Source organism: Bacillus sp. G16, assembly GCF_021282335.1.
Classification (GTDB): Bacteria; Bacillota; Bacilli; order Bacillales; family Bacillaceae; genus Bacillus; species Bacillus inaquosorum.
The window spans coordinates 1-1,001 of sequence record NZ_JAJSOZ010000047.1; the positions used below are offsets into that span (position 1 = coordinate 1).

General features: G+C 30.6%; 1 protein-coding gene. It reads right to left on the reverse strand.

Annotated features, from left to right (window positions below; all coding sequences use genetic code 11):
- Positions 1–1,001: reverse transcriptase/maturase family protein (locus LWH95_RS21385; RefSeq protein ID WP_232920345.1), on the reverse strand; the 1,001-nt coding region annotated here is incomplete at both ends.

Genomic DNA, 1,001 nt, shown 5'->3' on the forward strand with positions numbered 1-1,001 from the left:
GCTATTTAATATATATAATTCTACAATACCTGTCTCACTGGGAATGACCTTACTAAATCCACCTCGGAGTTTCATATTCCAATTGTACAAATTTGCTATTGCCGCACCAACATAGGTTTCATAAGGACGATCCAAATAGATATTATTAATACTCACTACATTGAGCTTCTTTTCTTTAAATCTATATTTGAAGAGCTTTTCTAAAAAATAGGTAACTTTTTCAGGTTTTGTTTCCATTTGTGATACCAATAATGGAAAGGAGGCTGGATCACCTTTTCTAATTAAATTATTAGTTGCAAAATTGATTTTTCTCTTTCTCAACTTTTCAAGTTCCTTGAAATCGCCTTTAGCTTGTGGAAGTTTTTCATTTTTAGTTATATCATCTTTATATTGCTGAAGTAACCTATACATCTCTTCGTCAGATTCCTCTTGTAAATGTGACAACTTATCCTCTTGCTCTTCTCTAAACTCTTCTAATTCTTCATCATCTTCAACTTCATATACTTTTGTTTTACCAGCATTTATTTCTAGACCTAATTCCCATAAGTGAGCCTGCAAATGCAGTAGACTTCTCTCTACTTCTTGTTTAGTTTTTCCTAATATCCTTATATCGTCCACATAGCGAATATAGTTAAATTTCGTGAATTCTTTCATTTTATGGTCTAACTCATTTAGATATAAATTACTTAAAAAATAAGCCAAAGATCCCCCTTGAGGAATACCTTTATCTGATCTTTTACTCTCCCCCTTTAGTGAATAAAAGCTTTTTAAATAGGTCGGAATTAGTATTTCTATAATATAAGAGTAAGTTTCATCTTTGAGATGTCGTTTTAACATATTCATTAGAAGGTCATGGTCAATATGATCAAAATAAGAAACAAGGTCTGTCTCACATACCCATCTATTACCTTCTTTTATTTTATAAACAGTATGATTTAAAAACTTATTGTATTGTTTAAAATAAGGAATGAATGTGGGAGCAGAGAATTTTGTTTTTTTTC